Source organism: Streptomyces chengmaiensis (assembly GCF_029846775.1).
Taxonomy (GTDB): domain Bacteria; phylum Actinomycetota; class Actinomycetes; order Streptomycetales; family Streptomycetaceae; genus Streptomyces; species Streptomyces chengmaiensis.
On record NZ_JARWBG010000011.1, the window covers coordinates 104,643 to 129,385 of the forward strand.

The window sequence follows — 24,743 nt, forward strand, 5'->3', positions numbered from 1 at the left end:
CAGTCCTGTTCCGGGCTCAACAGTACGGCCGCGGCGTCCAGCGGACACCGCGGCCGTACGGAGAATGAATCGCCTCAGTCCCGGTCGGACTTCTTCAGCGCCTCCATCGCCCGCTGCGTCACCTCGGTGACCTTGCCCAGCGCGGAGATGGTGACCACCAGGCCCTGGGCCTTGTAGTAGTCGATGATCGGCTCGGTCTGCGTGTGGTACACCTCGAGCCGCTTGCGGACGGTCTCCTCGGAGTCGTCGTCCCGCTGGTAGAGCTCCCCGCCGCAGACGTCGCAGACTCCCTCGCTCTTCGCCGGGGAGTACGTCACATGGAAGACATGGCTGGAGTCGTTGCGGCAGATCCGTCGGCCGGCGATCCGCTTGACCACCTCGTCCTCGGGGACCTCCAGGTCCAGCACCGCATCCAGCGTCATGTCCTCGGCCTTGAGCATCGCGTCCAGCGCCTCGGCCTGCGAGACATTGCGCGGGAAGCCGTCCAGCAGGAAACCGTTCTCGGCGTCCGGCTGCTCCATGCGGTCCCTGGCCATGCCGATGGTGACCTCGTCCGGCACGAGATCGCCCGCGTCCATGTACGCCTTGGCCTTGAGCCCCAGCTCCGTGCCCTGGCTGATGTTGGCGCGGAAGAGGTCGCCCGTGGAGATGTGCGGGATCGACAGGTTCCCGGCAAGGTACGCGGCCTGCGTTCCCTTGCCGGCGCCCGGAGGCCCGACGAGGACGATTCGCATCAGCGGAGGAACCCTTCGTAGTTGCGCTGCTGGAGCTGGCTCTCGATCTGCTTCACGGTCTCCAGACCCACACCCACGATGATGAGGATGCTCGTCCCGCCGAACGGGAAGTTCTGGTTTGCGCCGCCGAAGCCTGCCAACGCCATCGTCGGCACAAGAGCGATCAGGCCCAGGTACAGCGAGCCCGGCCAGGTGATCCGGTTGAGCACATAGCTCAGATACTCAGCGGTCGGTCGGCCAGCCCGGATGCCCGGGATGAAGCCACCATACTTCTTCATGTTGTCCGCGACGTCCTCGGGGTTGAACGAGATCGCCACATAGAAGAAGGCGAAGAAAACGATGAGGACGAAGTAGGTGGCGATGTAATACGGGTGGTCACCCCGTACGAAGTGCGCTTCGATCCACCTCTTCCAGCCCGCGTCCGAGTTGGAGAACTGCGCGACGAGCGCCGGGATGTAGAGCAGCGACGAGGCGAAGATGACAGGAATCACACCTGCCTGGTTCACCTTCAGCGGGATGTAGGTGGAGGTTCCGCCGTACGAACGGCGGCCGATCATGCGCTTCGCGTACTGGACGGGGATACGGCGCTGGGCCTGCTCGACGAAGACGACCAGTCCGACCATCACAAAGCCGATCAGGATGACCGTGCCGAACTCGATCCAGCCCTGGGCGAGGCTGCCGCTCTCCTTGATGGCCCACAGCGCGCCGGGGAAACCGGCGGCGATGGAGATGAACATCAGGATGGACATGCCGTTGCCGATGCCGCGGTCGGTGACCAGCTCGCCGAGCCACATCACGGCGGCGGTGCCCGCGGTCATGGTGATCACCATGACGACGGTGACGAAGATCGACTGGTCCGGGACGATCTGGTCGCGCACCGGGCAGCTCGGGAAGAGCGCGCCGCTGCGGGCGGTGGCCACCAGGCCGGTGCCCTGGAGCACGGCCAGGGCGACGGTGAGATAACGCGTGTACTGCGTGATCTTCGCGGTGCCGGCCTGCCCCTCCTTCTTCAGGGCTTCCAGGCGCGGGATCACCACGGTCAGCAGCTGCAGGATGATGCTCGCCGTGATGTACGGCATGATGCCGAGCGCGAAGATGGTGATCTGCAGCAGCGCTCCACCGCTGAACATGTTCACCAGGCCGAACAGGCTGTTGTTGCCTCGCGAGGCCGCGTCGACACAGATCTGCACATTCTGGTAGCTGACGCCGGGGATCGGGATGTGCGACCCGAGCCGGAACAGCACGATGATGCCGAGCGTGAAGAGCAGCTTCTTGCGCAGGTCGGGCGTCTGGAACGCCCGGGCGAACGCGGTGAGCACGGTGCCTCCTGCGACCCCCGCGCTACTGCGTCAGAGGTGACGGTCTTGAGGATCGACGAATATGAATCAGTTAGCGGTCAATGACGGCCCCGTGGCCCAAGTGGGCACACAGGGCTGAAGTTAACAGTGCACGCCACCTTACCGGCGACCGTGCCCACCTAGGAACGACCAACCGGGGATGCCCCTTTTGCGAGGCATCCCCGGTTAAGTGTTCACGCCATCGAGTCGGCTCGGATCAGACGAGCTCGGTGACGGAGCCGCCGGCGGCGGCAATCTTCTCCTTGGCGGAACCGGAGACGGCGTCGACCGTCACCTGAAGCGCCACGGAGATCTCGCCCTGGCCAAGGACCTTGACGAGGCTGTTCTTGCGCACCGCACCCTTGGCGACCAGGTCGGCCACGGTGACCTCGCCACCCTCGGGGTAGAGGGAAGCGAGCTTGTCCAGGTTGACGACCTGGTACTCGGTGCGGAACGGGTTCTTGAAGCCCTTGAGCTTCGGGAGACGCATGTGGAGGGGCATCTGCCCACCCTCGAAGCGCTCCGGAACCTGGTAGCGGGCCTTGGTGCCCTTGGTGCCACGACCGGCCGTCTTACCCTTCGACGCCTCACCACGACCGACACGGGTCTTGGCGGTCTTGGCGCCCGGGGCGGGACGGAGGTTGTGGATCTTGAGCGGGTTCTGCTCCGCCATGATCAGTCGACCTCCTCGACCGTCACGAGGTGGCGGACGGTGTGCACCATGCCGCGGAACTCGGGGCGGTCCTCCTTGACGACGACGTCGTTGACCCTCTTCAGGCCAAGCGAACGCAGCGTGTCACGGTGGTTCTGCTTGCTGCCGATGTACGACTTCGTCTGCGTGATCTTGAGGCGGGCCATTACGCACCCGCCCCGGCACGCGCACGCAGCAGGGCCGCGGGGGCGACGTCCTCGAGCGGCAGACCGCGGCGGGCCGCGATCTCCTCGGGACGCTGCAGGCCCTTCAGGGCCTCCACGGTCGCGTGCACGATGTTGATCGCGTTGTCCGAGCCGAGCGACTTCGACAGGATGTCGTGCACGCCCGCGCACTCGAGCACAGCACGCACCGGGCCACCGGCGATAACACCGGTACCGGGGGAAGCCGGCTTGAGCAGGACGACGCCCGCGGCCTTCTCGCCCTGGATCGGGTGCGGGATGGTGCCCTGGATACGGGGGACCTTGAAGAAGTGCTTCTTGGCCTCCTCAACGCCCTTGGCGATGGCGGCCGGCACCTCCTTGGCCTTGCCGTAGCCGACACCCACGGTGCCGTCACCGTCGCCCACCACGACCAGCGCGGTGAAGCTGAAGCGACGACCACCCTTCACAACCTTGGCGACGCGGTTGATCGCGACGACGCGCTCAACGTACGCGGTCTTCTCGGCGGCAGCTGCGCCGCCGTCACGGCCCTTCCGGTCCCGCCGCTCGCCGCCACCGGCACCGCTTCCGCGGCGCTGGGGTCCAGCCATTGGATTTACCTCTCTCTTTTCCGCTAGCTACGACAAGCGGCTCAGAACTTGAGCCCGGCTTCGCGGGCGGCGTCCGCCAGGACGGCGATGCGCCCGGCGTACTTGTTGCCACCACGGTCGAACACGACAGCCTCGACACCCGCGGCCTTGGCACGCTCGGCGACCAGGGCGCCGACCTGCTTGGCCTTCTCGGACTTATCGCCCTCGCCACCGCGGATGGACGCGTCCAGGTGCGACGCCGACGCCAGGGTGTGGCCCTTGATGTCGTCGATGACCTGAGCGGTGATACCGCGGTTCGAGCGCGTGACGACCAGGCGAGGACGCTCGGCCGTGCCCGACACCTGCTTGCGGATGCGGATGTGGCGGCGCTTCTTGGCGGCGCGCTTGTACGCGTCACCCTTAGCGATCTTCACACCGTATGCCATGGCTTACTTACCCGCCTTTCCGACCTTGCGGCGGATGACCTCGCCCGCGTACTTGACGCCCTTGGCCTTGTACGGGTCGGGCTTGCGCAGCTTGCGGATGTTCGCGGCGACCTCGCCGACCTTCTGCTTGTCGATGCCCTCGACCGAGAACTTGGTCGGCGACTCGACCTTGAAGGAGATGCCCTCGGGGGCCTCCACCAGGATCGGGTGGCTGTAGCCGAGCTGGAACTCCAGGTTGGAGCCCTTCGCGGCGACGCGGTAACCGACACCGCTGATCTCGAGCGCCTTGGCGTAACCCTGGGTCACGCCGGTGATCATGTTCGCCACCAGCGTGCGGGACAGGCCGTGCAGGGCCTTGTTCTGACGCTCGTCGTTGGGGCGCGTCACCGAGAGGGTGCCGTCCTCGCCCTTAACAATCTCGATCGGCGCAGCGACGGTGTGGCTCAGGGTGCCCTTGGAACCCTTCACCGTGACCGTGCGGCCCTCGATGGTGACGTCCACACCGGCGGGAACCTGGATGGGGAGCTTGCCGATACGCGACATGAGCTTTTCCTCCGTTCCCGACTACCAGACGTAGGCGAGGACTTCCCCACCCACGCCCTTCTTCTGCGCCTGCTGGCCGGTCAGGAGGCCGTGCGACGTGGAGATGATCGCCACGCCCAGGCCGCCGAGAACCTTCGGCAGGTTGTTGGACTTCGCGTACACGCGCAGACCCGGCTTGGAGATGCGCTTGATGCCGGCGATCGAACGCTCGCGGTTCGGGCCGAACTTCAGCTCCAGGACGAGGTTCTTGCCGACCTCGGCGTCCTCGACCCGCCAGCCGGTGATGAAGCCCTCCTGCTGGAGGATCTCTGCGATGTGCGACTTGATCTTGCTGTGCGGCATCACGACGTCGTCGTGGTAAGCCGAGTTCGCGTTCCGCAGACGCGTGAGCATGTCTGCGATCGGATCAGTCATGGTCATGAATTGGCCTTCGGCCTCTCTCGCCGGGGTTTCCTGTCTGTGCCATCCCTCTCCCCGATCCGAGACGGGACGGGTGCGGCACGGGGACCTACGGCGTAGTAAGTCGGTAGGGGCGGCGGACGCCCAACCCCGCAAGCCTACGGCATACGAGGCGGGGCTCCGCCGACCCAGTTGCTTACCGAGAGCGTCCGGGCATCCCTGTACTGGCCTTGCGGCGTACGGGGATTACCAGGAGCTCTTGGTCACGCCCGGCAGCTCGCCACGGTGAGCCATCTCACGAAGGCACACACGGCAGAGGCCGAACTTGCGGTACACGGAGTGCGGACGACCGCAGCGCTGGCAGCGGGTGTACGCACGCACGCCGAACTTGGGCTTGCGGGCAGCCTTCGCGATCAGAGCCTTCTTCGCCATCTCGCTTACGCCTCCTTGAAGGGGAAGCCGAGGTGACGGAGGAGCGCGCGGCCCTCAGCGTCGTTGGTCGCCGTGGTCACCACGGTGATGTCCATACCCCGGACGCGGTCGATCTTGTCCTGGTCGATCTCGTGGAACATGACCTGCTCGGTGAGACCGAAGGTGTAGTTGCCACGGCCGTCGAACTGCTTGGGGGACAGGCCGCGGAAGTCGCGGATGCGCGGCAGCGCGAGCGACAGGGTGCGGTCCAGGAACTCCCACATGCGGTCGCCACGGAGCGTGACATGGGCGCCGATCGGCTGGCCCTCGCGCAGCTTGAACTGCGCGATGGACTTGCGGGCCTTGGTCACGGCGGGCTTCTGGCCGGTGATCGTGGCGAGGTCCTTGATGGCGCCCTCGATCAGCTTGGAGTCGCGGGCGGCGTCGCCCACACCCATGTTGACCACGATCTTGACGAGGCCGGGGACCTGCATGACGTTCTCGTACTTGAACTCGTCACGCAGCTTGTCCACGATCTCGCCGCGGTACTTCGCCTTGAGGCGCGGCGTGGTGGTGGTCGTCATCAGATGTCCTCACCCGTCCGCTTGGCAACGCGGATCTTGTTGCCGTCTTCGTCGAAGCGGTAACCGACACGGGTCACGACCTTCTTGCCGTCCTTCTCCACGACGAGCTGAACATTGCTCACGTGGATCGGGGCCTCGACCGTGATGATGCCGCCGGCCTGGGAGGCGCGGCCCGGCTGGTTCGCCTTGGTGTGCTTCTTGACCCGGTTGACACCCTCGACCAGGACGCGGTCCTCGCGCGGGAAGGCCGCGATGACCTTGCCCTGCTTGCCCTTGTCCTTGCCGGTGATGACCTGAACCAGGTCGCCCTTCTTGATCTTCATGCTTACAGCACCTCCGGCGCGAGCGAGATGATCTTCATGAACTTCTTCTCGCGCAGCTCACGGCCCACGGGGCCGAAGATACGGGTGCCGCGAGGGTCGCCGTCGTTCTTCAGAATGACGGCGGCGTTCTCGTCGAAGCGGATGTACGAGCCGTCCTGGCGGCGGCGCTCCTTGACGGTGCGAACGATGACCGCCTTGACGACGTCACCCTTCTTCACGTTGCCACCGGGGATCGCGTCCTTGACGGTGGCGACGATGACGTCACCGATGCCCGCGTAGCGGCGACCGGAGCCGCCGAGCACACGGATGCAAAGGATTTCCTTCGCACCAGTGTTGTCGGCGACGCGCAGTCGCGACTCCTGCTGGATCACGTCTATCTCCTGATTGTCTGCCGGTTCCCGGCAGGGGCCCTCTGGCGAGGCGGCCCCTGCCGAGCCTGGCGGAACGAACTCGAAGGGTTACCCCTTCAAGCGATTACTTGGCCTTCTCGAGGATCTCGACGACGCGCCAGCGCTTGGTCGCGGACAGCGGCCGGGTCTCCATGAGGAGGACGCGGTCGCCGACGCCCGCGGCGTTCTGCTCGTCGTGCGCCTTGAGCTTGTTGGTACGGCGGATGACCTTGCCGTACAGCGCGTGCTTGACGCGGTCCTCGACGGCGACGACGACGGTCTTGTCCATCTTGTCGCTGACGACCAGGCCCTCACGGGTCTTGCGGAATCCGCGCTGCGTCTTCTCTTCAGTCACGTTGCTCTCGCTCATCAGGCGTTCTCCACCGTCTCGATGCCCAGCTCGCGCTCACGCATCAGGGTGTAGATCCGGGCGATGTCCTTGCGGACGGCCTTCAGCCGGCCGTGGTTCTCGAGCTGGCCCGTCGCCGCCTGGAAGCGGAGGTTGAACAGCTCTTCCTTGGCCTCGCGGAGCTTGGCAACAAGCTCCTCGTTGCCCAGCTCGCGCAGCTCGGACGCCTTGGTACCGGCCGACATCACGCTTCACCTGCCTCGCGCTTAACGATCTTGCACTTCATCGGCAGCTTGTGAGCCGCACGGGTGAGCGCCTCACGCGCGATCTTCTCGTTCGGGTAGGACAGCTCGAACATCACCCGACCGGGCTTGACGTTCGCGACCCACCACTCGGGGGATCCCTTACCGGAACCCATGCGGGTCTCGGCGGGCTTCTTGGTCAGCGGGCGGTCCGGGTAGATGTTGATCCAGACCTTGCCGCCACGCTTGATGTGGCGGGTCATCGCGATACGAGCCGCCTCGATCTGGCGGTTCGTGACGTAGGCCGGGGTCATCGCCTGGATGCCGTACTCGCCGAACGCAACCGTGGTGCCACCCTTGGCCATACCACTGCGCTTCGGGTGGTGCTGCTTGCGGTGCTTGACCCTACGGGGGATCAGCATTTCGGTCAGGCCTCCGTTCCGGTGCTCTCAGCCGGAGCGGCCGCGGCCGCGGGAGCCTCGGCCTTGGGGGCCTCGGCAGCCGGCGCGGACTGCTGCTGCTGCGGCTTGCGGCCGCGACGCTCGCCACGGCCACCGCGGGCCGGGCGGTCGGCGCCGCCGCGGGCCGGGCGGTTGCCGGCGCGGGCGGCGGCGTTCTCGGCGCGGACCTCGGCGATGTTCTTGACGTCGCCCTTGTAGATCCAGACCTTCACGCCGATGCGGCCGAAGGTGGTCTTGGCCTCGAAGAAGCCGTACTCGACGTTCGCGCGGAGCGTGTGCAGCGGCACACGGCCCTCGCGGTAGAACTCCGAGCGGGACATCTCGGCGCCGCCGAGACGGCCGCCACACTGGATCTTGATGCCCTTGGCGCCCGCCTTCATGGCCGACTGCATGCTCTTGCGCATGGCGCGGCGGAAGGAGACGCGGGAGGACAGCTGCTCGGCGACGGCCTGGGCCACCAGCTGAGCGTCCACCTCGGGGTTCTTGACCTCGAGGATGTTCAGCTGGACCTGCTTGCCGGTCAGCTTCTCCAGCCGGCCGCGGATCTTGTCGGCCTCCGCACCGCGGCGGCCGATGACGATGCCCGGGCGAGCGGTGTGGATGTCGACGCGGACGCGGTCACGGGTGCGCTCGATCTCCACCTTGGAGATGCCGGCGCGCTCCATGCCGGACGTCAGCATCCGACGGATGGCGACGTCTTCCTTGACGTAGTCCTTGTACAGCTTGTCGGCGTACCACCGGGACTTGAAGTCGGTGGTGATACCGAGTCGGAACCCGTGCGGGTTTACCTTCTGGCCCATTACCGGGTTCCTTCCTTGCTGCTGACGACCACGGTGATGTGGCTGGTCCGCTTGCGGATCCGGTAGGCACGGCCCTGGGCGCGCGGACGGAACCGCTTCAGGGTCGGGCCCTCGTCGACGTACGCCTCGCTGATGAACAGCGTGGAGGCGTCCGTGTGGTCGTAGTTGTGCGCGGCGTTGGCGATGGCGCTGTCCAGCACCTTGCCGACCGGCACGCTCGCGGCCTGCGGGGCGAAACGCAGGACCGCCTGAGCCTCCGTGGCGTCCATGCCACGGATGAGGTCCACCACGCGGCGGGCCTTCATGGGCGTGACGCGGATGTACCGCGCCTGGGCCCTGGCTTCCATGGTTGTCCCTTCAGTGTCTGACACGTTCGTCATAGTCGGTTTCACCCCGCACTTAGCGGCGCTTCGACTTCCGGTCTTCCTTGACGTGGCCTCGGAAGGTGCGGGTCGGCGCAAACTCGCCGAGCTTGTGGCCGACCATCGACTCGGTGACGAACACCGGGACGTGGGTCTTGCCGTTGTGCACCGCGATCGTGTGGCCCAGCATGGCCGGGACGATCATCGAGCGACGGGACCAGGTCTTGATGACGTTCTTGGTGCCGGCTTCGTTCTGGACATCCACCTTCTTGATCAGGTGGTCGTCGACGAAGGGCCCCTTCTTGAGACTGCGCGGCATCTAAACCCGCTCCTAGCGCTTCTTGTTCGTCTTGCGGCGGCGGACGATGTACTTGTTGCTCGCCTTCTTGGGAGAACGAGTACGACCCTCCTTCTGACCCCACGGGCTGACCGGGTGGCGACCACCGGAGGTCTTGCCCTCACCACCACCGTGCGGGTGGTCGACCGGGTTCATGGCGACACCGCGGACGGTCGGGCGGACGCCCAGCCAGCGCTTGCGGCCTGCCTTGCCCCAGTTGATGTTCGACTGCTCGGCGTTGCCGACCTCGCCGATGGTGGCGCGGCAGCGGACGTCGACCAGGCGGATCTCGCCGGACGGCATGCGCAGGTGGGCCATGGAGCCCTCCTTCGCCAGCAGCTGCACGGAGGCGCCGGCCGAGCGGGCGAACTTCGCGCCGCCGCCGGGCCGCAGCTCGATGGCGTGGATGGTCGTACCGACCGGGATGTTGCGCAGCGCCAGGTTGTTGCCCGGCTTGATGTCGGCGCCCGGGCCGTTCTCGATGCGGTCGCCCTGGCTCAGGCCGCGCGGCGCGATGATGTAGCGCTTCTCGCCGTCGGCGTAGTGCAGCAGCGCGATGCGGGCGGTGCGGTTGGGGTCGTACTCGATGTGAGCGACCTTGGCCGGCACGCCGTCCTTGTCGTGACGACGGAAGTCGATCACGCGGTAGGCGCGCTTGTGGCCACCGCCCTGGTGACGGACGGTCACACGACCGGTGTTGTTACGGCCGCCCTTGCTGTGCAGCGGGCGGACCAGCGACTTCTCCGGCGTGGACCGCGTGATCTCGACGAAGTCGGCGACGCTGGCGCCACGACGGCCAGGAGTCGTCGGCTTGTACTTGCGGATACCCATTTCTCAGTCCTCGTCCGATATTCGGACGATCCAGACCGCCCCTTAGGCGGTCGGACCGCCGAAGATGTCGATACGGTCGCCCTCGGCGAGGGTCACGATGGCGCGCTTGGTGTTGGCGCGCTTGCCGTAACCGGTGCGGGTGCGCTTGCGCTTGCCCTGGCGGTTGATCGTGTTGACCCCGGTGACCTTGACCGAGAAGACCGCCTCGACGGCCTGCTTGATCTGGGTCTTGTTGGCACGCGGGTCGACGACGAACGTGTACTTGTTCTCGTCCAGCAGCGCGTAGCTCTTCTCGGAGACGACCGGCTTGACCAGGATGTCACGCGGGTCCGAGAAGGTCTTGCTGGTGATCGTGGCCTCAGACATCAGGCCTCGCTCCCTTCGGTCTCAACGGTCTTGGGACCAGACACGAAGGACTCGAAGGCGGCCTGGGTGAAGACCACGTCGTCGGAGACGAGCACGTCGTACGTGTTCAGCTGGCCCGGCTCCAGGATGTGCACCTGGGGCAGGTTGCGAGCGGACAGCCAGGCGGCCTCGTCCGAGCGCTCGGCGACCAGGAGCAGGTTCTTGCGCTCCGAGATCTTGCCGAACAGCGTCTTCGCGGCCTTGGTGGAGACCTCGCCCTCGATCACGCCGGAGACGACGTGGATGCGAGCGTTGCGGGCCCGGTCGGTGAGGGCGCCACGCAGGGCGGCGGCCTTCATCTTCTTCGGGGTCCGCTGCGAGTAGTCACGCGGCACGGGGCCGTGGACGACGCCACCGCCGGCGAACTGCGGCGCACGGGTCGAACCCTGGCGGGCGCGGCCGGTGCCCTTCTGGCGGTACGGCTTCTTGCCACCGCCACGGACCTCGCCGCGGGTCTTGGTCTTGTGCGTGCCCTGGCGGGCAGCGGCCAGCTGCGCGACAACGACCTGGTGGATCAGCGGAATGCTGACCTTGGCGTCGAAGATCTCCGCGGGGAGCTCGACGGTCCCGGCCTTGTCGCCTGCCGGCGAAAGGATGTCAATGGTGCTCATCGGTTACCTCAGGCCCCCTTGGCCGCGGTACGGACCAGGACGAGGCCGCCGTTCGGACCAGGAACCGCGCCCTTGATCAGGAGCAGCCCCTTCTCCGCGTCAACGGCGTGAACGGTCAGGTTCTGGGTGGTGACCCGCTCATTGCCCATGCGGCCAGCCATGCGGAGGCCCTTGAACACACGGCCCGGGGTGGCGCAGCCACCGATGGAACCGGGAGAGCGGTGCTTGCGCTGCGTGCCGTGTCCGGCGCCGAGGCCACCGAAGTTGTGGCGCTTCATGACACCGGCGAAGCCCTTGCCCTTGCTCTTGCCGGTCACGTCCACCTTGACGCCGGCCTCGAAGGCCTCGGCGGTGATCTCCTGGCCGAGGGTGTACTCGCTGGCGTCAGCGGTACGGATCTCGACGAGGTGACGACGGGGGGTGACGTCGGCCTTGGCGAAGTGACCCTTGAGGGGCTTGTTCACCTTGCGCGGGTCGATCTCGCCGAAGGCGATCTGGACCGACTCGTAGCCGTCGGTGTCATTCGTACGGACCTGGGTAACGACGCAGGGCCCGGCCTTGACGACGGTCACCGGGACGACACGGTTGTTCTCGTCCCAGACCTGGGTCATGCCGAGCTTCTCGCCCAGGACGCCCTTGATCTGCTTAGCCATCTCTTCCGCGCCTCTCAGAGCTTGATCTCGATGTCAACGCCGGCCGGAAGGTCCAGGCGCATCAGCGAGTCAACGGTCTTGGGCGTCGGGTCGAGGATGTCGATCAGGCGCTTGTGCGTGCGCATCTCGAAGTGCTCGCGCGAGTCCTTGTACTTGTGCGGCGACTTGATGACGCAGTACACGTTCTTCTCAGTGGGCAGCGGCACCGGGCCCGCGACCGACGCACCAGTGCGGGTCACCGTCTCGACGATCTTCTTCGCCGAGGAGTCGATGACCTCGTGGTCGTAGGCCTTGAGCCGGATGCGGATCTTCTGTCCCGCCATGGCTACTTCGTAGTCCTGTCTCTCGAAACGCTCTGGAACCCGTGGGTTTCCTTGTCCTGCTCCGACCCACGCGGTCGGGCGTGTCGCAGCCCCTCTGTGAAGATCTCCCGAAGGATTTCCCATCGAAGGGGGTGCGGGCCCGCCTGGAACCGCGGAACCGGGGGCAAGACACCCACCGGGCGCCTGGCCGGCACCCCGCTGACGCTTCCCGGAAGATTCCCGTACGTCCGCCCCAGCGCTGCCGTGCGGCGTCCAAGCCGTGTGGCAGATAGGGCGACGAGTACTGTGGGACTCGCTTCCGGTCCTCCCGGCGGGAGGCGCGCAGCATCGGCACTCAACCGAGCAACCCGGACAGTCTGCCATACGGGGCGGGGCGGCGGCCAATCGAGCCGAGGATCGTACCCCGCGGCCGGGACTGATCAAACCGGACGCGCGGGGCAGCGCGCCCCGCTTCTCGACCTGTCACCGAGTGTGACCGACCGCCCCGGCTGCGGCTACGCCTCGCCGCCCTTGCCGTACTCGTCGTGCCAGTTCCACCACTCGTACGGCGGAGTCTGCGGATAGCCCTCGGGAGAGTCCTCCCATGTCTCCTGCCGCCCCAGCGCGGTCATGTCGAGATAGCTCCAGGTGCTCCCCAGCGCCTCGTCACCGCGGACGTTGATGAAGTAGGTGCGGAACACGGCGTCGCCCTCGCGGATGAACGCGTTCGTGCCGTGCCACTCGTCCACGCCGAAGTCGGCGTCGAAGTCGTCGATGATCGTGTACCAGGGCATCGTCCAGCCCATCCGCGCCTTCACCCGCTCGATGTCCGGCTGCGGGGCGCGCGAGGCGAAGACGAGCGTGGTGTCGCGGGCGTTCAGATGCGAGAGGTGGCCGACATGGTCGGCGAGCATGGAGCAGCCCACGCACGCGTGGTCGGGCCAGCCGGAGACGCCCGGCTCATGAAAGGCGCGGTAGACGATCAGCTGCCGGCGCCCGTGGAACAGGTCGAGCAGGCCGACCCTGCCTTCGGGCCCCTCGAACGCATACTCCTTCTCCACCGCCTGCCACGGCATCCGCCGCCGCTTGGCGGCGAGCGCGTCCCGGGCGCGGGTCAGCGCCTTCTCTTCGGCCAGGAGCCGCTGGCGGGCGGCCTCCCACTCCTGCGGTGAGACGACAGGGGGCGTCTTCATGGCGACGTTCACCTTCCCGTCCGGTCCGTGCGAGGACCCCCTGTGTCCAGGGTCGACGGCGACGGGACCGGGCGCACGCCGAACCGGTGACCGCGCTCAGCGCCCGGAGGCGTACCGCACGAAGCCGGCCCAGGCGAGGGGCGTGACCGCCAGACGGGGGCCGCCTATGTCTTTGGAGTCGCGGACGTGGATGGTGCGGGGGGTGGTGGCGACCTCAACGCAGTCGTTCGGGTTGCTGCTGTCGCTGTAGCTGCTCTTGAACCAGACAAGTGCATCCGATTCACCGGCAGAGGTCTTGCGAATCATGCTTCTCCCAGCACTTGCTCGATGAAGGCCATCGACTCTCGTGGCGCGAGAGCCTGCGCCCGGATGATCCCATAGGGCAGCTCAAGCACCCTGACCTGCTGCGGCCTCGATACGGGCCGACCCCCGAACTCCTCGTCGGCACGGCCGACCGCCGAACCGTCACCGAACTTGAGGATCTGGATCCTGCCGCCCGTTCCAGGGTGCTCCCAGCGGGCGGTCGGCATGATCTGGATGTCTACGCTCGACAGCCGCCCAACCTCCAACAAGCGTTCGAGCTGTCGACGCTGCACCATTCTGCCCCCGATGGGGCGGCGCAGGGTCACCTCTTCCAGGACAAAGCTGAGGTCCGGCGGGGGCGTTCGATTGAAGATGGCCTGTCGGGCCATTCGGGCATCCAACGCCCGTTCCAGCACATCGGGAGTGAGCGAAGGCCGCCGCGTCCCCAGCAGCGCCCGCGCGTGCTCCTCGGTCTGCAACAGACCGTGCAGGTTGTGGTTGCCGTACGAGAGCAGCTCCACCGCCCGGGCTTCCAGCTTCGCCAGCTCCCGGACCTTCTTCGGGTAGCGGACCTCCTCCACGTCCTTCTTCATCGCGGCGATCAGTCCGCCCGCCTTCAGGACCTGGTCCGCCCTGTCCAGATACTCCGGCCTGGGGATCCGGCGGCCCGACTCCACCTTGTAGACCAGATCCTCGCCGTACCCGATCGCGCTCCCGAACTCCGCCGCGCGCAGGCCCGCCGCCTCGCGGTGCAGCTTGAGCTGGCGGCCCACAGTTGCCACGACCGCCGCGCCCGGCTCATCGGCCGGGTCCACCTCCCAGCCCGGCTCGTCCACCTCAGTCGTGGGCTGTTCCGAGCTGCCGACTTCCGTCGCCACCATGCCACCTCCGACCTAACGCCACCTGTGCTCACCTCCCTGTCCGCACCCCCTCCGGACAGTCCGGACACCACTGGACAAGGCCCGGACAGTGACTGTACGCAACGCTGCGATCACTGGAAGTCGGATGGCGACCCCGGCCAGGATCAGTGAAATGACGCACGGAACCGCTCAATTCACGGCACCGGAAAGCGATTTCGCGATCCAGCTCGCCCCCACCCGCTACTCCGCGCGACTCTCGCGCGAGCTCGCCGCGATGTGGCTGCGCACCTGGGACGCGCCTCGCGAGGTGGCCGAAACCGTCACCCAGCTCGTGGGCGAGCTCGCGGCAAACGCGGCGGTGCACGGCAGAGTGCCGGGGCGGGACTTCCTGATCACCCTCCACCTCGCGGACGACGACCGCATCCTGCGGATCGAGGCAACCGACACCCGCACCGAGCGGCTGCCGGAAACCCAGCGGCAGGCACCAGCACCCGACGAGGAGTCGGGACGCGGGCTGCTCATCGTCGACACACTCGCCGACCGATGGGGCGTGACGGACGGACCGGTGCCACGCAAGACGGTGTGGGCCGAGCTTGACCTCGCACACCAGTCCACCGGGTGAACACACGCAGCCAATCCGTCGGTCGATGCGATCCTGAGGGCGCTGTCCAACGCGCTGCGGGGCGAGCCCGAAGACATCGTCAATCCCGTCGTCGAATTCACCGCACAGGGCCTGGGCGACCGCCCAGCCGCCGAGATCTGGAGGAACCTGGTGGCCGTGGACCTCTCCTTCTACAAGTCCCCCCTCTCAGAAGAACTCCGCGACGAAGGCCGAGAACAAGGCGAAGTCAAGCGGGCCGCTGAAGACGTCCTGCTCGTCTTGGAGCAGCGCGGTCTCACCGCATCAGATCAGATCCGCGAGCGCATCACCGGGTGTGCCGATCCCGAGATGCTGAGCCGCTGGCTCATCCGCGCCGTCACCGCCACCTCCGCCGAAGAGATCTTCGAGGAGTAGGAACCTCTGTCGGGTGCCCGGTCCGGTCACCCAGACTGGGCACCCGCATGCGCCGCCGCTCCGTCGGAGACGGCCGCTCGGAACCGATGGACCTCCTGACCGCAGGGGCAGCTACGGATAGCGCGGCAGGTTGTCCGTCGGGATGGTCCAGTCGGCGATGGTGACGTCCTCGCCGTACTGGAAGTCCTTGCGCGTGGCGTAGCGGGGACCGCTCGGCGTGGGGTGGATGTCGGAGAGAACCGCGCCGGAGCCGGTACGGGGGTCGAAGATCACATAGATGGGGATGCCGAGAAGCGGATAGTCCCGCATCTTGCTGACCCAGTCGTTGTCCGGGTTGGAGCGGGAAACGACCTCGACGGCGGCGATGAGGGTGCGGGGGTCGAACGAGCCCTGGATCTCCATGTCGGACTCGGCGATCACCATGATGTCGGGGTGGCGCATGATGCCTTCGGGCTTGTTCTCGACATCAGGGGTCCCGGTATGCGCGGCGAGCTCCTCCGGCATTGCTTTCTCCAGGCGCTTGCGGATGCGCAGCGTGGTGAGTTCATGCGGGCCGGTCGGCGCCATCATGTCGTGGACGATTCCTTCCTTCGTGATCTCGAACTTCCCGGGAAGGGTGTCGTCCATCGACTGAACGACCTCCAGCATCCTCTGGTACATCGAGGAGTCGTTCGTCGCGTCATTCGGGGCGATGGTCATGGCGCGCGCTCCCCATCGGTGCCGTCGGGCCGGAGTCGTGCCCCTCATGCTAGGCGGTCGCCTGGAAACATGGCCGCAGCGGCGACCATACGACCGCCAACCCCTCTCATACACAGCCCGGTTGGGGCAGTCCATTCATTCGGGTGACGGCGAACCGGGTCTGCCCGGGTGTGTGCACGCACGGGATATTTCGGTGGCCGGGCCCCTCGCCCCGCCCCTACATTGGCGTGCCGTTGCACAACGGGGGGGGAGTCGGCCATGCGGACGTCGTATCCGCGTACTCCGCATCTGCCGTGGTCGCCGGGGGCGGCTTCGGACGACGTACGGGCAGGTGATCTCGGCGGTCTCGCCGGCCGGGAGGTCGTGGTCACCGAGAAGCTCGACGGGGAGAACACCACGCTGTACGCGGACGGGCTGCACGCCCGTTCGGTGGACTCCGCGCACCATCCGTCGCGGACCTGGGTGAAGGCGCTGCAGGGCCGGATCGGGCACGGCGTTCCCGCCGGATGGCGGATCTGCGGCGAGAACATGTACGCCCGTCACTCGCTCGCGTACGAGGCGCTGGACGGCTACTTCTACGGCTTCTCGGTGTGGGACGCCGACGGCCGGTGCCTGGACTGGGACCGCACCGTGGACTTCCTGCGCGGACTCGGGGTGCCCACGGCCCCCGTCCTGTGGCGGGGGACCTTCGACGCACGGGCCGAGCGGGCGCTGCGGCGGCTGGCCGTCGACACCGGGCGGCAGGAGGGCTATGTCGTACGGACGGTGGAGGGCTTCGCCGCGGAGGAGTTCCGGCGGCGGGTCGCCAAATGGGTGCGGCCCGGGCATGTGCAGACCGATGCGCACTGGATGCACGCGCAGGTCGTGCCCAACGGGCTGGGGCCGAAGGCGGCGCTGTGGGCGGTGCGGTCGGGGGCCGCGCCCGATGCGGCCGGGCTGTCCGCCGCGCTCGATGTGGACGAGGTCGACGCGGAAGCCGCGCACGAGGTCGCGGGACGTCTCGCCAGCACGGGGGACACCCGGCTCGCGGGCGTCCTGGCCGCGCTGCTGCACAGGAGCCGTCGCGGCACACTGGCCGGCCGCCTCGCAGGAGCGCTGGGCCTGCCGCTCGCGCGGCACATCGCGGACCTGGTCGGACTGCACTCCGCGCTGCACCGCCCCTACCCGGACGAGGAGCGCAGGGCAGGGCTCGTACGGATGTCCTGGGCGGTGGACCTCGGCGTCCTGCACGCCGTGGCCGCGGCGGTCGCGGACGACGGCGAGGCGCGGGAGCAGGTGGAGTGGTCCGCACTGCACGCGGAGGAAGCGGGTCCGCTCCACGGGCTGCGCCAGACCTTCGCGGATCTTCCGGATCCGGCCGCGGCCGCCCGCTGCCTGGCGGAGGCGCGCCAGGCGCACGCCGAGGGCCGCATCCGCTCCGTCGAGGAGGCGACCGCGGCCACTTACCGCTGGCGGGACGGGGACTTCCCCCGGCTGATCCAGCTGGCCGGCCCCGCGGGCAGCGGCAAGAGCAGCTTCGCCCGGGACCTGACCGGGGTCGATGCGTATGTCTCGCTCGACGAACTGCGCGAGGCACGGGGCTCGCGCAGCGACCAGTCAGAGAACAGCGCGGTCCTGCGCGAGGGCCTCGGCCGGCTCGACGCGGCTCTGGCGCGCGGCGGCGGCACCGTGGTGTGGGACGCCACCTCGCTCAACCCGCACCAGCGCTCCCTGGTGCACGCGGTCGCCCGACGGCGCGACGCCCTGATCACCCACGCGGTCGCCCTGGTCGACGAGGGCGAACTGATCCGGCGCAACGCCGTGCGGGAGCACCCGGTGCCGCCCGGAGTCCTGGAGAGCCAGCTGCGCCGGTTCGTCCCGCCGTACCCGGGCCAGGCGCACCGCACCTGGTACATCGGGGCGGGCGGGACCATGGAGGAGGAGGCGTAGATGCGTACCAGCGAGGAGATCTACCACCGGGTCCGCTGGGACGCGCGTTTCGACCCGGCCCGCTTCGTCATCGGCGTCGCCCAGCGCAGCGCCCCGCCGAAGCGGATCCCGCTGACCGCGTTCACACCGGGCGGGGACATCCCCTGGCACCGGGTGCTGTTCTTCGAGGCGGACGGCGAGCTGGTGTGGGACCGCCCGTCGGGAGTGGACCGGATCGACGCCACGGACGCGGGACGGGTGCACGACCCCCGGCGGCTGCGGTCCCCCTTCTTCGCGGCGCGCTCCCCCCACGCCTGGGACGGCGACGCCTGGGCGCCCGCCGAGACCCCGCACGGCACACCGGCGACCGCGGGGCTGCGCGTCCTGACCTGGAACACCCTGTGGGACCGGTATGACGCCGACCGCATCGACACCGCACGGCGACGGCCGCTGCTGCTGGCAGCGCTGCGCGACGCCGACGCGGACGTCATCGCCCTCCAGGAGGTCGAGGACGAGCTGCTCGCGATGCTGCTGCGGGAGAGCTGGGTGCGCGAGGCGTACACGCTGGGCGCGGACCCGTACGGCCGCGAGGTGGACGACTGCGGGCTGCTGCTGCTCAGCCGGCTGCCGGTCCGGGAGGCGGGGCTGCATGTGCTGGGCCGGCACAAGGCGGTGGCGGCCCTGGCGGTGGAGACTGCCGCCGGTCCGCTGGTCGTCGCCGCCACCCATCTGACCAGCGACCACTCCGAGGACGGCGCGGCGCGCCGGGAGGCGGAGCTGGTGCGGCTCGCCGAGGGGTTGGCGGGCGTCGAGGGTGATCTGGTGGTGCTGGGCGACTTCAACGACGGCGGGGACGTCGTGGAGACGACGCTCGGCATGCGGGACGCCTGGAGCGAGGTGCACGGCCAGGACGACCGGACGCCGACGTTCGACCCGGCGGCCAATCCGCTGGCCGCCGTCTCGTCGCTGTCGGGCCGGGCCTCCCGGCTGGACCGGGTGCTGGTGCGCGCGGGCGGGGAGATCCGGGTGGACGGGGCGGCGCTGCTGGGAGACCGCCCGTCCGCGTCCGGTCTCTTCGTCTCCGACCACTACGGCGTCGAGGCGGATCTGAGCCTGGACGGCCAGGGCCCCGCAGGCGTTCTCGACGTACGGCCTACGGCCAGGACGGCGGTGGCGTGGCTGCCGCCGGACGAGCTGTGGCCGCCGGTCCAGGCGGTCCGCCGGGACCACGACCCGCAGATAGGGCGGTGGCCGCCCCATGTGAACCTGCTGTTCGGCTTTGTTCCGGAGGCGGATTTCGAGGCCGCGGTCCCGCTGCTCGCCGCGGCCGCCTCCGCCGTCGATCCCTTCGACTGCGTCCTGGACGGGGTCCACAGCTTTGGCCATCGCGACCATGCCACGGTCTGGCTGGACCCGGCCGCCGCGGGCGAGGAGCCGTGGGCGGCTCTGCGCCGGGCGCTGGAGCAGCGCTTCCCGCGCTGCCGGGGTCACCGCAGGGGCTTCACCCCGCATCTGAGTCTGGGCCGCACGCGCGAGCCGCATGCTCTGATCGGGGAGTGCGCCTCCCGGCTGGAGCGGATGACCGCCCGGGTCGGCGAGGTGGTGCTGCTGTCGCGGCGGGGCGCGGAGCCGATGGAGGTACGGGCCAGGGTGCGGCTGGGCACGGGAGAGGCCGTGTGGGAGCGGGAGGCGGCGACGCCCCCTGCTGGGCCGCCCTCCGCCGGGGCCTCCGTCGGGCCGCCCCGTGCCGGGACCTCCGCCGGGCCGCCCCCTTCCGGTCCGCTCTCCGCCGGGCCGTTCCCGCACGCCGCCGACACCGCCCGGCGGATCGGCGACGCTCTGCCGGAGGGCTGCGTCCATGTGGTGGGCTCCCGCCGGATGGGCTGCGCGCTGCCGGACGCCGACCTGGACCTGGTGGCCGCGCTGCCGGGCGATGTCCCGATCGACGCCGTACGGGCCCGGCTGTCGGCCGCGCTGCCGGAAGCGGCCGACATCCGCGAGGTTGTCGGCGCACGCGTCCCCGGTCTGCGGCTGCGAGTGGACGGCCTCGGTGTGGATCTGGCGGTCGTCGCGACGGGTGCGCTGCCTCCGCGAGAGGCGGTGCCCCGGCGTGCGGAGCTGGGCGAGGCGGCGGCGGTGGCGCTGAGTGCGGTGAGCGACGCGGACGCCGTGCCCGCGCTGGCCGGGCCGCACCGGCACGCTTTCGCGCGGCTGGCGCGCGAGGTGAAGGCCTGGGCGCGCGCCCGCGGTCTGGACACGGCACCCTTCGGCGGCGTGCCGGGCCTGGCGTGGTCGCTGCTGGCGGCACACACGGTGAGCGGGTCCGGGGACCGTCCGGCCCTCGAACTCCTGCGTGACTTCTTCGCCGCCTGGGCGGTCTGGGACTGGCGGGAGCCCCCGGCGACAACCCCGACGGCCCCCGTGCGTTCCTGCACGGACCAACTCACCCCGGCCATGCGGGATCTGCTGGGCCAGGAGCTCTACCGCGCATGGGAACTGGTGGACACGGCGCTCGCCGACGGCTCCGACCCTCGCCCCGAGCTGCTCTCTCCTCCCCCGCTGCACCGCCGCCACGCGGCGTGGGCGGTCCTGACGGTCCCCGTCGGCCCGGAAGAGGGCCGTGTCCGCGGCCGTCTTCGCGCCCTGCTGACCGCTCTGGAGGACGCGGGCGTGGCCGACGCCCACGCCTGGCCCCGCCCCTTCGCCGTGACCGGCGCCGCACGCCGCTATGCGATCGGCCTCGGCGCGGCTCCCCCGGACGAGGGCAGGCTGACCCGGCTCGCCGCGCCCTGGCTCAGGGGCCTGACCGGCACGACGCTCACCTGGGCCGCGGGCGGCGAGGTCCCCTCGCTGCGATGAAGCCGGACGCCTTGGCGCTCCGCGGGGAAGCGAGGCGATCGGCAGGCCGTCCAGCGTGCGCGGGCGCGTCCTGTGCAGGCACGTCCTGTGCAGGCACGTCGTGCGCGGGCGCGTCCTGTGCAGGCACCTCGTGTGCAGGCACGTGGTGACCGGTCGGGCCTACGCGGCGGAGCTGCGTATCGATACAGCCCGCACCCTTTCCAGTCGCTGCCCAACCGGGCCGCACTCCACCAGACCTGCTTGGTCCGGGGCAACCCTAGGCCCTTGATCCCCGTCTAGGTGATCGCGGAACGCTGCGCCGACCAGCCCGTTCCGCGTCATGGGGAGAGCAGAGCAGCGCAGCCGGGGGCGGCACGCCCGTCCGCTGCGGGGGAAGCGGACGGAGCACACGACAGGTGAACGACAGAGCTGCCCACACCCCTGCCGCCGGGCGCATGCCGAGCGGGCGCACGTCGACCGGACGCACGTCGACCCACCCGCGGCGGCGGGCCTTCATCGCGGGGGCAGCCGCCGTCGCCGCAGCCGCGACAGGGTGTTCCGTACCGCGGCCGCGGCGGACCGGACCGGCCGCGGACCCGGCGCCCGGGATGCCGGTTGCCGACGCCCGGCGGGCGCAGCTGATGCAGATCCTGGCCCACCCGGACGACGATCTGTACTTCATGAACCCGGACACCCGGCAGATGCTCGACGCCGGAGTCCCCCTCGTCTGCGTCTATGTCACCGCAGGCGAGCACAACGGCAAGAACCGCATACCCGGCCGCGACGATGTGCCGGCCGACCGGGCGGCGTACTCCTCCGCCCGGCACCAGGGTCTGCGCCAGGCCTACGCGGAGCTTCTCGGCCTCGACCGGTTCACCGACTGGGCCAAGGACGTGGCCTCCCTGCGCGGCGGCCGTCGAGCCGAGACCAACACGCTGGTCAGCGGCCCCCGCCGAGTCGAGCTGGTGTTCCTCAATCTGTCCATGCACACGCTGCGCCGCCATATGGCGCTGCCCGCCCTGTGGAACGAGCACTCGGCCGGGCTGAGCACCTTCGTGGCCGCCGGATCTCCGCTGCGCAGGGCGGAGACCTACGACTACGGCGGGCTCATCGACGTACTCGTCGGGCTGATGGCGCGCTACCGGCCGACCGTGATCCAGACGCTGGACCCCGACCCGGACATCCAGCTCAGCGATGAGACCACCCGTAAGAGGGACAGCGAACAGCGCGGCTACTCCGACCACGGCGACCACACCGCCGCCGCCTGCTTCAGCTGGGCGGCGATGGTGCGCTGGGTGGCGGAGGAGACACGGGACGGCGGCGAGGTGCCGGCCTTTGTCGCGACCGCGTTCCGCGGCTACTACAACCGGCACTGGCCGAAGAACCTGCCGGACAGCGTGCTGAAGGAGAAGGCGTCGCACCTGGTGCCGTACGGCGGCTCGCCCGACTGGGAGTGCGGGAACGCAAGCGGCTGCGGCGACTACAACGTCGGCGGCGACCGGCCGCTGACGAACTGGAAGGGCTGGGTGCGCTCCACCCGCCACCGCCATCCGGGACCGCGGATACGCGTCGCGGCAGACCCGGACGGGCGGCTCTCGGCGTACGGGGTGCTGGGCCTGCGCGCCGTACGGTGGCGCGAACGCGACCCCGGCGGCGGCCGGTGGGGCGCACCCCGGGATCTGGGCGGTGGACCGCTCGCCCCCGTCCTCGGCTCCGCGACGCTCGCGGACGGCCGACAGCTGCTCTTCGGACTGCGCTTCGCCGCGGTCAACGGGCACAGCGGGCCCAACCGGCGCGAGATCGTGCTGCTGGAACAGCGCTCCCCCGGAGGGCCGTTCCTCGCCTGGCGGGGCCTCGGCAATCCGGAGCACGGCGACGACCGCGGACGCCGCATCGGCGTGCCGACCGCGGTGACGGCCCCCGACGGCCGCGTCCATCTCTTCGTACGCAACGCCGACAAGGGGGTGAGCACCCGGGTGCGGGAGGCGGACGGCTCCTGGAGCGGCTGGCAGGCACTCCCCGACGGCGGCGGCGTCCAGGACGGGATGTCGACGGCCGTGGACGGCGCGGGGCGCATCCATCTCTTCGCGGCGGGCCGGGAGAGCGTACGGCACTGGTCGCAGACTGCGCCCGGGCAGGCCCTGACGCTCCAGACAAGCCGGCACCTGCCCGCCCCCGTCGACGTCCCCGCCGCGCTGCCCGCCCTCGACGGCGGCATACGGCTGTACTTCCGCTCCGAGCGGCCCCGGCGGCCGAAGTCCCCGGACGACGGGCGCGGCTCCGCCTCTCCCCGTCTGACGGCGGTGCGGGTGGACGGCGGGGAGGCGTCCGGCGTCCGCTTCGACGGGTACGGGCCGGTCACCGCCGCCCCCGGGCACGCCGGCCACCCGGTCCTGCTGGGCCGTGCCCTGGACGGCCGGCTCCAGCTCCACACGGGCGGCGCGACGATCACCCGTGCCGCGGGCCCGGTCGCGCTGGACGGAGCTGCGCTGCACCTGGGGCATGCCGGGCCGAGGGTCGTCGGCATGGGGCCGGACGCGCACCCCTGGACCTGGTCCCCTGCGGCGGACACCGCAGGCTGACCACGCGCAGGACACGGACTGGGCACCGGCTGGGCACGCAAGAAGGGCCCCGCACCTCGCGGTGCGGGGCCCTCCGAGAAGGCTTCAGGCCCTGAAGACAGTCAAGAGATTCACTTGACGATCTTGGTGACCTGGCCGGCGCCGACGGTCCGGCCACCCTCGCGGATGGCGAACTTCAGGCCCTCCTCCATGGCGACCGGCTGGATCAGCTGGACGGACATGGAGGTGTTGTCGCCCGGCATGACCATCTCGGTGCCCTCGGGGAGGGTCACCACGCCGGTCACGTCCGTGGTACGGAAGTAGAACTGCGGGCGGTAGTTGTTGAAGAACGGGGTGTGGCGGCCACCCTCGTCCTTCGACAGGATGTAGGCCTGGGCCTCGAACTCGGTGTGCGGGGTGACCGAGCCCGGCTTGATGATGACCTGGCCGCGCTCGACGTCCTCGCGCTTGATGCCGCGGAGGAGCAGACCGACGTTCTCACCGGCCCGGCCCTCGTCCAGCAGCTTGCGGAACATCTCGATGCCGGTGACCGTGGTGGTGGTCTTCTCCGGCTTGATGCCGATGATGTCGACCGTCTCGTTGACGTTCAGGACACCACGCTCGATACGGCCGGTGACGACCGTACCGCGACCGGTGATCGTGAAGACGTCCTCGATCGGCATCAGGAACGGCTTGTCGGTGTCGCGCTCCGGGGACGGGATGGCCTCGTCGACGGCCTTCATCAGGTTGAGGACGGACTCGCCCCACTCCTTGTCGCCCTCAAGGGCCTTCAGAGCGGAGACCTTGACGACCGGAACGTCGTCGCCCGGGAACTCGTACTCGGAGAGGAGCTCACGCACCTCGAGCTCGACGAGCTCCAGGATCTCCTCGTCGTCCACCATGTCGGCCTTGTTCAGGGCGACGACGATGTACGGCACGCCGACCTGGCGGGCCAGGAGCACGTGCTCCTTGGTCTGCGGCATCGGGCCGTCGGTGGCGGCGACCACGAGGATGGCGCCGTCCATCTGGGCAGCACCGGTGATCATGTTCTTGATGTAGTCCGCGTGACCGGGGCAGTCGACGTGGGCGTAGTGACGCGACTCGGTCTGGTACTCGACGTGCGCGATGGAGATGGTGATACCGCGCTGGCGCTCCTCAGGAGCCTTGTCGATCTGGTCGAAGGCCGAGGCCTCGTTCAGGTCCGGGTACGCGTCGTGCAGCACCTTGGTAATGGCGGCCGTGAGGGTCGTCTTACCGTGGTCAATGTGACCGATGGTGCCGATGTTGACGTGCGGCTTAGTCCGCTCGAACTTCGCCTTCGCCACTGGGGTCCTCCTGTGGAGTGGTTCTGTACGCCTTACTCATCGGCGCCAGGTGATCTTTGCTGGGATGCCGGGGCCCGGGG

The 24,743-nt window shown here is 69.1% G+C and carries 32 protein-coding genes and 1 pseudogene; 5 read left to right on the plus strand and 28 right to left on the minus strand.

Annotated features, from left to right (window positions below):
* Window positions 1–74: 74 nt before the first annotated feature.
* The 26 genes from QCN29_RS12235 to QCN29_RS12360 form a co-directional block, all read right to left on the minus strand.
* A complete protein-coding gene (locus QCN29_RS12235; RefSeq protein ID WP_279927900.1) occupies window positions 75–734 on the minus strand; it encodes an adenylate kinase in 660 nt (219 codons plus the stop codon).
* Window positions 734–2,053, minus strand: a complete 1,320-nt coding sequence (gene secY, locus QCN29_RS12240) for a preprotein translocase subunit SecY (RefSeq protein ID WP_279927901.1) — start codon at window positions 2,051–2,053, stop codon at window positions 734–736. Before secY ends, QCN29_RS12235 begins: the two co-directional genes overlap by 1 nt.
* Before the next feature lie 235 nt (window positions 2,054–2,288).
* The gene (gene rplO / locus QCN29_RS12245; RefSeq protein ID WP_240135340.1) at window positions 2,289–2,744 is read right to left on the minus strand and encodes a 50S ribosomal protein L15; all 456 of its coding nucleotides are present in this window, start codon (window positions 2,742–2,744) and stop codon (window positions 2,289–2,291) included.
* 2 nt (window positions 2,745–2,746) lie between these two features.
* Entirely contained in the window at window positions 2,747–2,929 is a 183-nt protein-coding gene (rpmD, locus tag QCN29_RS12250) for a 50S ribosomal protein L30 (protein WP_071273185.1), read from the minus strand.
* Window positions 2,929–3,534, minus strand: coding sequence for a 30S ribosomal protein S5 (gene rpsE / locus QCN29_RS12255; protein WP_030201551.1), 606 nt, complete (start codon window positions 3,532–3,534; stop codon window positions 2,929–2,931). Before rpsE ends, rpmD begins: the two co-directional genes overlap by 1 nt.
* A 41-nt stretch (window positions 3,535–3,575) precedes the next feature.
* Entirely contained in the window at window positions 3,576–3,959 is a 384-nt protein-coding gene (gene rplR / locus QCN29_RS12260) for a 50S ribosomal protein L18 (RefSeq protein ID WP_279927903.1), read from the minus strand.
* 3 nt (window positions 3,960–3,962) lie between these two features.
* Window positions 3,963–4,502: a 50S ribosomal protein L6 gene (rplF, locus tag QCN29_RS12265; protein WP_240135342.1), complete on the minus strand. Its 540-nt coding sequence runs from the start codon at window positions 4,500–4,502 to the stop codon at window positions 3,963–3,965.
* A gap of 21 nt (window positions 4,503–4,523) precedes the next feature.
* Entirely contained in the window at window positions 4,524–4,922 is a 399-nt protein-coding gene (gene rpsH / locus QCN29_RS12270; RefSeq protein ID WP_240135343.1) for a 30S ribosomal protein S8, read from the minus strand.
* Window positions 4,923–5,147: 225 nt separating this feature from the next.
* Window positions 5,148–5,333, minus strand: a complete 186-nt coding sequence (locus tag QCN29_RS12275) for a type Z 30S ribosomal protein S14 (RefSeq protein ID WP_003956452.1) — start codon at window positions 5,331–5,333, stop codon at window positions 5,148–5,150.
* A 5-nt stretch (window positions 5,334–5,338) separates the two neighbouring features.
* Window positions 5,339–5,896 carry a 50S ribosomal protein L5 gene (gene rplE / locus QCN29_RS12280; RefSeq protein ID WP_240135344.1) on the minus strand — a complete coding sequence of 186 codons (558 nt, stop codon included), beginning with the start codon at window positions 5,894–5,896 and terminating at the stop codon, window positions 5,339–5,341.
* Window positions 5,896–6,219, minus strand: a complete 324-nt coding sequence (gene rplX, locus QCN29_RS12285; RefSeq protein WP_240135345.1) for a 50S ribosomal protein L24 — start codon at window positions 6,217–6,219, stop codon at window positions 5,896–5,898. Before rplX ends, rplE begins: the two co-directional genes overlap by 1 nt.
* Window positions 6,220–6,221: 2 nt before the next feature.
* Window positions 6,222–6,590, minus strand: coding sequence for a 50S ribosomal protein L14 (rplN, locus tag QCN29_RS12290; RefSeq protein ID WP_003956455.1), 369 nt, complete (start codon window positions 6,588–6,590; stop codon window positions 6,222–6,224).
* Window positions 6,591–6,693: 103 nt separating this feature from the next.
* A complete protein-coding gene (gene rpsQ, locus QCN29_RS12295) occupies window positions 6,694–6,978 on the minus strand; it encodes a 30S ribosomal protein S17 (protein ID WP_240135346.1) in 285 nt (94 codons plus the stop codon).
* Window positions 6,978–7,202 carry a 50S ribosomal protein L29 gene (rpmC, locus tag QCN29_RS12300; RefSeq protein WP_030759371.1) on the minus strand — a complete coding sequence of 75 codons (225 nt, stop codon included), beginning with the start codon at window positions 7,200–7,202 and terminating at the stop codon, window positions 6,978–6,980. Before rpmC ends, rpsQ begins: the two co-directional genes overlap by 1 nt.
* Window positions 7,202–7,621, minus strand: a complete 420-nt coding sequence (gene rplP / locus QCN29_RS12305) for a 50S ribosomal protein L16 (protein WP_240135347.1) — start codon at window positions 7,619–7,621, stop codon at window positions 7,202–7,204. Before rplP ends, rpmC begins: the two co-directional genes overlap by 1 nt.
* Window positions 7,622–7,626: 5 nt before the next feature.
* Window positions 7,627–8,460 carry a 30S ribosomal protein S3 gene (rpsC, locus tag QCN29_RS12310; protein ID WP_279927906.1) on the minus strand — a complete coding sequence of 278 codons (834 nt, stop codon included), beginning with the start codon at window positions 8,458–8,460 and terminating at the stop codon, window positions 7,627–7,629.
* Window positions 8,460–8,807 (minus strand): 50S ribosomal protein L22, encoded by a 348-nt coding sequence (rplV, locus tag QCN29_RS12315; protein WP_043264895.1) that lies wholly within the window; start codon window positions 8,805–8,807, stop codon window positions 8,460–8,462. Before rplV ends, rpsC begins: the two co-directional genes overlap by 1 nt.
* Window positions 8,808–8,859: 52 nt before the next feature.
* Complete coding sequence (gene rpsS, locus QCN29_RS12320) at window positions 8,860–9,141, minus strand: 30S ribosomal protein S19 (protein WP_240135349.1); 282 nt, start codon at window positions 9,139–9,141, stop codon at window positions 8,860–8,862.
* Between the two features lie 12 nt (window positions 9,142–9,153).
* Window positions 9,154–9,990 (minus strand): 50S ribosomal protein L2, encoded by an 837-nt coding sequence (gene rplB / locus QCN29_RS12325; RefSeq protein ID WP_240135350.1) that lies wholly within the window; start codon window positions 9,988–9,990, stop codon window positions 9,154–9,156.
* 42 nt (window positions 9,991–10,032) lie between these two features.
* Complete coding sequence (gene rplW / locus QCN29_RS12330; RefSeq protein WP_240135351.1) at window positions 10,033–10,356, minus strand: 50S ribosomal protein L23; 324 nt, start codon at window positions 10,354–10,356, stop codon at window positions 10,033–10,035.
* Window positions 10,356–11,006: a 50S ribosomal protein L4 gene (rplD, locus tag QCN29_RS12335; protein WP_279927908.1), complete on the minus strand. Its 651-nt coding sequence runs from the start codon at window positions 11,004–11,006 to the stop codon at window positions 10,356–10,358. The genes rplW and rplD overlap by 1 nt, the downstream gene beginning before the upstream one ends.
* Before the next feature lie 8 nt (window positions 11,007–11,014).
* Complete coding sequence (gene rplC, locus QCN29_RS12340) at window positions 11,015–11,659, minus strand: 50S ribosomal protein L3 (RefSeq protein ID WP_240135353.1); 645 nt, start codon at window positions 11,657–11,659, stop codon at window positions 11,015–11,017.
* A gap of 14 nt (window positions 11,660–11,673) precedes the next feature.
* Window positions 11,674–11,982: a 30S ribosomal protein S10 gene (gene rpsJ, locus QCN29_RS12345; RefSeq protein WP_003948644.1), complete on the minus strand. Its 309-nt coding sequence runs from the start codon at window positions 11,980–11,982 to the stop codon at window positions 11,674–11,676.
* 494 nt (window positions 11,983–12,476) lie between these two features.
* The gene (locus QCN29_RS12350; protein ID WP_279927910.1) at window positions 12,477–13,154 is read right to left on the minus strand and encodes a DUF899 domain-containing protein; all 678 of its coding nucleotides are present in this window, start codon (window positions 13,152–13,154) and stop codon (window positions 12,477–12,479) included.
* A gap of 96 nt (window positions 13,155–13,250) precedes the next feature.
* Window positions 13,251–13,460: a DUF397 domain-containing protein gene (locus QCN29_RS12355; RefSeq protein ID WP_279927911.1), complete on the minus strand. Its 210-nt coding sequence runs from the start codon at window positions 13,458–13,460 to the stop codon at window positions 13,251–13,253.
* Complete coding sequence (locus QCN29_RS12360) at window positions 13,457–14,338, minus strand: helix-turn-helix domain-containing protein (RefSeq protein WP_279927912.1); 882 nt, start codon at window positions 14,336–14,338, stop codon at window positions 13,457–13,459. The genes QCN29_RS12355 and QCN29_RS12360 overlap by 4 nt, the downstream gene beginning before the upstream one ends.
* A 151-nt stretch (window positions 14,339–14,489) precedes the next feature.
* Between QCN29_RS12360 and QCN29_RS12365 the strand changes: the two genes are divergently transcribed.
* Together QCN29_RS12365 and QCN29_RS12370 are read left to right on the plus strand one after the other, a co-directional pair.
* Complete coding sequence (locus tag QCN29_RS12365; RefSeq protein ID WP_279927913.1) at window positions 14,490–14,939, plus strand: ATP-binding protein; 450 nt, start codon at window positions 14,490–14,492, stop codon at window positions 14,937–14,939.
* A pseudogene (locus tag QCN29_RS12370) lies at window positions 14,940–15,332 on the plus strand (hypothetical protein); the annotation flags it as partial. It lies immediately after the preceding gene.
* A gap of 111 nt (window positions 15,333–15,443) precedes the next feature.
* On the opposite strand, the gene QCN29_RS12375 reads toward QCN29_RS12370, so the two are convergent.
* Window positions 15,444–16,031 (minus strand): Uma2 family endonuclease, encoded by a 588-nt coding sequence (locus tag QCN29_RS12375; protein WP_279927914.1) that lies wholly within the window; start codon window positions 16,029–16,031, stop codon window positions 15,444–15,446.
* A 258-nt stretch (window positions 16,032–16,289) separates the two neighbouring features.
* Between QCN29_RS12375 and QCN29_RS12380 the strand changes: the two genes are divergently transcribed.
* The 3 genes from QCN29_RS12380 (at window position 16,290) to QCN29_RS12390 (ending at window position 23,359) form a co-directional block, all read left to right on the plus strand.
* On the plus strand, window positions 16,290–17,960 hold the full coding sequence (locus QCN29_RS12380; protein ID WP_279927915.1) for an RNA ligase family protein: 1,671 nt from the start codon (window positions 16,290–16,292) through the stop codon (window positions 17,958–17,960).
* Complete coding sequence (locus QCN29_RS12385; RefSeq protein ID WP_279927916.1) at window positions 17,961–20,798, plus strand: RNA repair domain-containing protein; 2,838 nt, start codon at window positions 17,961–17,963, stop codon at window positions 20,796–20,798.
* A 434-nt stretch (window positions 20,799–21,232) separates the two neighbouring features.
* Entirely contained in the window at window positions 21,233–23,359 is a 2,127-nt protein-coding gene (locus QCN29_RS12390; protein WP_398859183.1) for a PIG-L family deacetylase, read from the plus strand.
* Between the two features lie 110 nt (window positions 23,360–23,469).
* Here the strand turns inward: QCN29_RS12390 and tuf are convergent, their stop codons facing one another.
* The gene (gene tuf / locus QCN29_RS12395) at window positions 23,470–24,663 is read right to left on the minus strand and encodes an elongation factor Tu (protein ID WP_279927918.1); all 1,194 of its coding nucleotides are present in this window, start codon (window positions 24,661–24,663) and stop codon (window positions 23,470–23,472) included.
* Window positions 24,664–24,743 lie beyond the last annotated feature (80 nt).

What these genes read in the sequence shown, in the direction of transcription:
- QCN29_RS12235 (WP_279927900.1), bottom strand. Translation starts at nt 734, where the DNA reads ATGCGAATCGTCCTCGTCGGGCCTCCGGGCGCCGGCAAGGGAACGCAG.
- rplO (WP_240135340.1), bottom strand. Translation starts at nt 2,744, where the DNA reads ATGGCGGAGCAGAACCCGCTCAAGATCCACAACCTCCGTCCCGCCCCG.
- rpmD (WP_071273185.1), bottom strand. Translation starts at nt 2,929, where the DNA reads ATGGCCCGCCTCAAGATCACGCAGACGAAGTCGTACATCGGCAGCAAG.
- rpsE (WP_030201551.1), bottom strand. Translation starts at nt 3,534, where the DNA reads ATGGCTGGACCCCAGCGCCGCGGAAGCGGTGCCGGTGGCGGCGAGCGG.
- rplR (WP_279927903.1), bottom strand. Translation starts at nt 3,959, where the DNA reads ATGGCATACGGTGTGAAGATCGCTAAGGGTGACGCGTACAAGCGCGCC.
- rplF (WP_240135342.1), bottom strand. Translation starts at nt 4,502, where the DNA reads ATGTCGCGTATCGGCAAGCTCCCCATCCAGGTTCCCGCCGGTGTGGAC.
- rpsH (WP_240135343.1), bottom strand. Translation starts at nt 4,922, where the DNA reads ATGACCATGACTGATCCGATCGCAGACATGCTCACGCGTCTGCGGAAC.
- QCN29_RS12275 (WP_003956452.1), bottom strand. Translation starts at nt 5,333, where the DNA reads ATGGCGAAGAAGGCTCTGATCGCGAAGGCTGCCCGCAAGCCCAAGTTC.
- rplE (WP_240135344.1), bottom strand. Translation starts at nt 5,896, where the DNA reads ATGACGACCACCACCACGCCGCGCCTCAAGGCGAAGTACCGCGGCGAG.
- rplX (WP_240135345.1), bottom strand. Translation starts at nt 6,219, where the DNA reads ATGAAGATCAAGAAGGGCGACCTGGTTCAGGTCATCACCGGCAAGGAC.
- rpsQ (WP_240135346.1), bottom strand. Translation starts at nt 6,978, where the DNA reads ATGAGCGAGAGCAACGTGACTGAAGAGAAGACGCAGCGCGGATTCCGC.
- rpmC (WP_030759371.1), bottom strand. Translation starts at nt 7,202, where the DNA reads ATGTCGGCCGGTACCAAGGCGTCCGAGCTGCGCGAGCTGGGCAACGAG.
- rplP (WP_240135347.1), bottom strand. Translation starts at nt 7,621, where the DNA reads ATGCTGATCCCCCGTAGGGTCAAGCACCGCAAGCAGCACCACCCGAAG.
- rpsC (WP_279927906.1), bottom strand. Translation starts at nt 8,460, where the DNA reads ATGGGCCAGAAGGTAAACCCGCACGGGTTCCGACTCGGTATCACCACC.
- rplV (WP_043264895.1), bottom strand. Translation starts at nt 8,807, where the DNA reads ATGGAAGCCAGGGCCCAGGCGCGGTACATCCGCGTCACGCCCATGAAG.
- rpsS (WP_240135349.1), bottom strand. Translation starts at nt 9,141, where the DNA reads ATGCCGCGCAGTCTCAAGAAGGGGCCCTTCGTCGACGACCACCTGATC.
- rplB (WP_240135350.1), bottom strand. Translation starts at nt 9,990, where the DNA reads ATGGGTATCCGCAAGTACAAGCCGACGACTCCTGGCCGTCGTGGCGCC.
- rplW (WP_240135351.1), bottom strand. Translation starts at nt 10,356, where the DNA reads ATGTCTGAGGCCACGATCACCAGCAAGACCTTCTCGGACCCGCGTGAC.
- rplD (WP_279927908.1), bottom strand. Translation starts at nt 11,006, where the DNA reads ATGAGCACCATTGACATCCTTTCGCCGGCAGGCGACAAGGCCGGGACC.
- rplC (WP_240135353.1), bottom strand. Translation starts at nt 11,659, where the DNA reads ATGGCTAAGCAGATCAAGGGCGTCCTGGGCGAGAAGCTCGGCATGACC.
- rpsJ (WP_003948644.1), bottom strand. Translation starts at nt 11,982, where the DNA reads ATGGCGGGACAGAAGATCCGCATCCGGCTCAAGGCCTACGACCACGAG.
- QCN29_RS12350 (WP_279927910.1), bottom strand. Translation starts at nt 13,154, where the DNA reads ATGAAGACGCCCCCTGTCGTCTCACCGCAGGAGTGGGAGGCCGCCCGC.
- QCN29_RS12355 (WP_279927911.1), bottom strand. Translation starts at nt 13,460, where the DNA reads ATGATTCGCAAGACCTCTGCCGGTGAATCGGATGCACTTGTCTGGTTC.
- QCN29_RS12360 (WP_279927912.1), bottom strand. Translation starts at nt 14,338, where the DNA reads ATGGTGGCGACGGAAGTCGGCAGCTCGGAACAGCCCACGACTGAGGTG.
- QCN29_RS12365 (WP_279927913.1), top strand. Translation starts at nt 14,490, where the DNA reads ATGACGCACGGAACCGCTCAATTCACGGCACCGGAAAGCGATTTCGCG.
- QCN29_RS12375 (WP_279927914.1), bottom strand. Translation starts at nt 16,031, where the DNA reads ATGACCATCGCCCCGAATGACGCGACGAACGACTCCTCGATGTACCAG.
- QCN29_RS12380 (WP_279927915.1), top strand. Translation starts at nt 16,290, where the DNA reads ATGCGGACGTCGTATCCGCGTACTCCGCATCTGCCGTGGTCGCCGGGG.
- QCN29_RS12385 (WP_279927916.1), top strand. Translation starts at nt 17,961, where the DNA reads ATGCGTACCAGCGAGGAGATCTACCACCGGGTCCGCTGGGACGCGCGT.
- QCN29_RS12390 (WP_398859183.1), top strand. Translation starts at nt 21,233, where the DNA reads ATGCCGAGCGGGCGCACGTCGACCGGACGCACGTCGACCCACCCGCGG.